This is a genomic window from Chitinophagaceae bacterium (assembly GCA_030053935.1).
Classification (GTDB): Bacteria; Bacteroidota; Bacteroidia; order Cytophagales; family JASGCU01; genus JASGCU01.
The window spans coordinates 1-4484 of record JASGCU010000100.1 but is presented as its reverse complement, the minus strand read 5'-3'; the positions used below and the strand labels follow the sequence as shown (position 1 = coordinate 4484).

The window sequence follows — 4484 nt, the reverse complement described above, 5'->3', positions numbered from 1 at the left end:
AAAAACTATAGAAGAGAATAAAAAAACTATAGAAGAGAATAAAAAAACTATAGAAGAGAATAAAAAAACTATAGAAAACAGTATTCTAAGTTTATCTAAATATATCAAAGATCCAAACACAATAGCCGTTGAATTAAAAATATCAGTCGAATTTGTTTTAAAGATTTTGAACAACAATAAAACAAGATAAGATTCCATAACAAGAAGATAACCCATTTATGTAATCAAAATGTGTATTGTTATACAAGAACAGTTGGTTATCCATACAATAATAAAAAAGAAAATAGATATCCAATGAGTTAGTAAATAATTTACATGAAAAAAATACTTATTATAACATATTATTGGCCTCCTGCAGGAGGACCAGGTGTGCAGAGATGGTTAAAATTTACCAAATACCTTCCTTTTTTTGGAATAAAACCACACGTTTACGTCCCTGAAAACCCATCTTATCCATACATAGATGAAAGTTTAGAAAAAGAAATAAGCTCTGAAACCTGTGTGATAAAAAAAAAGATTTGGGAACCTTATATGTTTATAGAATTTTTGAGTAAAAAAAACAAAAGATTTAAAGGGGGCGACCTTCCAAATAAAAAAAATAAAACTTTCATAGACATTATTATTTTTTTTATTCGAGGAAACTTTCTCATCCCCGATGCTCGTAAGTTTTGGGTCAAACCCAGCATACAATATTTAACAGAATACATACAAAAAGAAAGCATAGATACTATTATCACAACAGGTCCCCCTCATTCTCTCCATCTAATAGGATTAGGATTAAAACAAATACATAATAATCTCAAATGGATAGCGGATTTCAGAGACCCATGGACTAATATTTCCTATCATAAAAACCTATACCTTACTTATTTTGCAAAACAACAACATACATTCCTCGAAAAAAAAGTTTTAAAAACAGCGGACTTAGTACTATCTACCAGTTTTACCGATGGAGAATATTTCCAAAAAAATGGAACAAACAATATAGAAATAATAACAAATGGATTTGATGATGAAGATTTTAAAAAAATAGGAACAACTAACAAATCTACAAACTTAAAATTCTCTATTGTCCATGTAGGTACTCTCAACTATTTACAAAACCCTAAAAACCTTTGGAAATCAATTCAAGAACTCATCACTGAAAACAAAAATTTTGAAGAAGACATTCTTATTAAAATGATAGGAAAAACAAATACCGACATAGAAAATACCATAACCGAATATGGAATCACAAAATATTACCAAAATACAGGATACGTAACCCATAGCCAAGCTCTTTTAGAAATGAATCAGGCAGATGTATTATTTTTAGTGAACTTTAGCACAGAAGATTCTCATGGTATCATTCCTGGTAAAATTTTTGAATATCTTATGACCGGGAACCCCATTTTATCCATAGGACCAGCAAAAGCAGACATAGAAAAAATATTAGAAAATACAGGAGGAGGAAAGCATTTTGATTTTCATCAAAAAAAAGAAATAAAAAATTATATTCTTACCCTTTATAATAACTTTAAAGCGGGAATAAAAATACCTACAAAGAATATAGAGCAATACAGCAGAAAAAAATTAACCGAAAAATTGGCACAAAAAATACACCACATGTAAATAATTATTCATACAACTCTTAAAGATATGCTCAAAAATTTACTCATTAAGAATTATGCTCTTATAAAAAACTTAGAAATAGATATTTCCCCGCACATGAACGTAATAACCGGAGAAACGGGAGCAGGAAAATCTATTATGTTAGGAGCTGTTGGTTTGCTCATGGGAAATAGAAGTGATAGTAAAACATTGCATTCCGAACAAGAAAAGTGTTTGATAGAAGGTGTTTTTGATATATCAGAGTATGAAATAGAATCTTTTTTTCATCAAAATGATATTGATTTTCAAAAACAAACTGTGGTACGACGAGAAGTGACAGCATCAGGTAAAACAAGGGCTTTTATTAATGATACCCCAACAACAGTAGAACTTTTGAAAGAACTCGGTAAATTTTTAATAGATGTCCATTCCCAACACGACAATCTTTTGCTTAGTTCAAACAGCTTTCAATTAGAAGTGGTAGATATGTATGCTGAAAATAAAACTATACTCAAGCAATACCAACTCATATTTACTGAGTACAAACAAATTCAAAAAAAATATGACTCTCTCCTACTCCAATCGGAAAGTTTGAAAAAAGAATTTGACTATAACACATATCTATGGGAAGAATTAGAAAAATTAGATATAAAAGAAGGAGAACAAGAACTCTTAGAACAAGAACTTTTATCACTCGAAAATAGTGAAGAAATAAAACAAAAAATAAATGAAGTACTGCTGATACTCACACAAGATAATTTTTCCATTCAAGCACAGTTTTCTACCGTCAAACAAGCTCTTGGGCAGGTATCTTCTTTTTCTAAAAGCATAAAAAAAATCCAAGAACGATTCGTTTCCCTTCTAATAGAATTACAAGATATAGAAAAAGACCTCATCCGAGAAAATGACCACATAGAATATGATGAAAACCGCATAAAAACCCTCAAAAATAAATTAGATACCCTCTATCTATTGCAAAAAAAACACAAAGCAAAGACCATCCAAGAACTTATTGAAATAAAAGAATCTCTCAAAGAAAAATTACTGATGGTAACTAATTTTGAAACGGATATACAAGAACTCCATACTGCAAAAGCAAAAAAACAAGCAGAACTTACTCTCCTTTCCCAAACCCTTACCGAGAGAAGAAACAAATCTTTGTCACCTCTTACCGCAGAAATACTTGCTTTAATACAAGATTTAGGAATGCCAAATGCAAATTTTCTCATAAAAAATACCCCCGTGCCGCATACACCACAAGGAACAGATGAAATTGAATTCTTATTTAGTGCTAATAAGGGAATACTTGTGAAAGAATTAAAAAATCTTGCATCAGGAGGAGAACTCAGCCGTCTTATGTTTGCTATAAAATACATACTGGCACAAAAAACATCTATGCCCACCATTATATTCGATGAAATAGAAACAGGAATATCGGGAGAAGTAGCAAATAAAATGGTGAAAATGATGAAACAAATGTCCAAAAAGCATCAAATAATATCCATTACTCACCTACCACAGTTTGCCGCAAAAGGAGACCTCCATTTTTTTGTTTATAAAGATAACTCCCATGAAAAAACTACGAGCAACATCAAAAAACTATCCTACGAAGAACGAGTTATAGAAATAGCAAAAATGATTGCGGGTGCAAATCCTTCCTTTGTAGCAACTGAAAATGCAAGAGAACTATTGGAAAATAAAAGTGAATGAAAAGAATATACCCTACAAGCTCACATCTAAAATCAACGTATCTCACAATTGAAATCGTCGTTTTTTTTATTCTTGATACAATGAATTTCAACATAATCACTTCGGGATTGTAGGTTTATAGAAATGTAATATCCACAATAACTTAAATAATGAGTGCGGTAAATGAAGAGACATCATGCATTGCGTCTCCATGATTCATAAGCGATGAACCAACATCCATCGTTATTATATTTGTTTAACCAAGCCTGACTCTCCTTTTTTAATCACCCCTTCCCCTCCTTTTAAGGAATAAAGTTTACTATCTGAAAACATATTTCAATGTCTTATGAATCACTCAACACTCATCTTTATTCATTAGATTCACTTTTTCTAAAGAAAGATTCATTTTTTTTAAGAAAAATTTATTTATTCTAGAGAAAAATTTACTTTTTCGTTTGATAGTTTCACTTTATGAACTTATTGATCCAATTTTACTCGAGAAGGTAGTATATACATATACATTAACATTGCCAAGATTCTAAAACACTAACAAGGTTTTATTATATATTCCTATAGTTTTTTCATCACTCTCTCTTTTTTTATAAACAAAAAAAGCAAGTATAAACCCTATTTTCTATAGAAATGGTAAAGATTCCTATGAAAAGAAAGAAAAATATTATTTTTTTGCTGTAATGGTATTGGTGAAATACAATATTGTTTTTTTACGTTTTTAATTCGCAACGGTCTTAATGAGTGTAAAGTCTATTGTAACATTTAAAATAGAAAGATATTGAAATTTTATTATATTTTGTGTAAGGAGAGTCGATAACAAATAAAAACGAAAGTGTCCAAAAATTCCTTCTTACAAAAATATTGAATTTTAAAACTCTTGGGAATCAAATAATGACAAAGTTATAAAATATGTCAAAATATCTTTTTGGACATTCTCAATAGATGGTTTTACATTAATTTGTTTTATTTCAAAAAAATATTTTATTGCATCAAATATAATAATTTACATTATGCCTTTTACTTACATTATTTTTCTAATGAAAATAACAATTTTTACAATTTATTTTTGTATTACCAATTATTGCTTTGCTCAACCATTTTCAGAGAAAACAAGCAATGAATTTATTTTTAAAGGAGCAGAAAATAGTGCGGCGGCTTTTGTGGATGTAGATAATGACGGTGATGAAGATCTT

At 29.6% G+C, this 4484-nt stretch carries 3 protein-coding genes; all 3 read left to right on the top strand.

The window, feature by feature from the left end; translation table 11 throughout:
* On the top strand, positions 1–190 hold a 190-nt coding region (locus QM536_08745; protein MDI9357093.1), incomplete at its 5' end, for a hypothetical protein.
* 125 nt (positions 191–315) lie between these two features.
* Entirely contained in the window at positions 316–1611 is a 1296-nt protein-coding gene (locus QM536_08740; GenBank protein ID MDI9357092.1) for a hypothetical protein, read from the top strand.
* A 27-nt stretch (positions 1612–1638) separates the two neighbouring features.
* Positions 1639–3300: a DNA repair protein RecN gene (recN, locus tag QM536_08735; GenBank protein MDI9357091.1), complete on the top strand. Its 1662-nt coding sequence runs from the start codon at positions 1639–1641 to the stop codon at positions 3298–3300.
* Positions 3301–4484: the final 1184 nt, after the last annotated feature.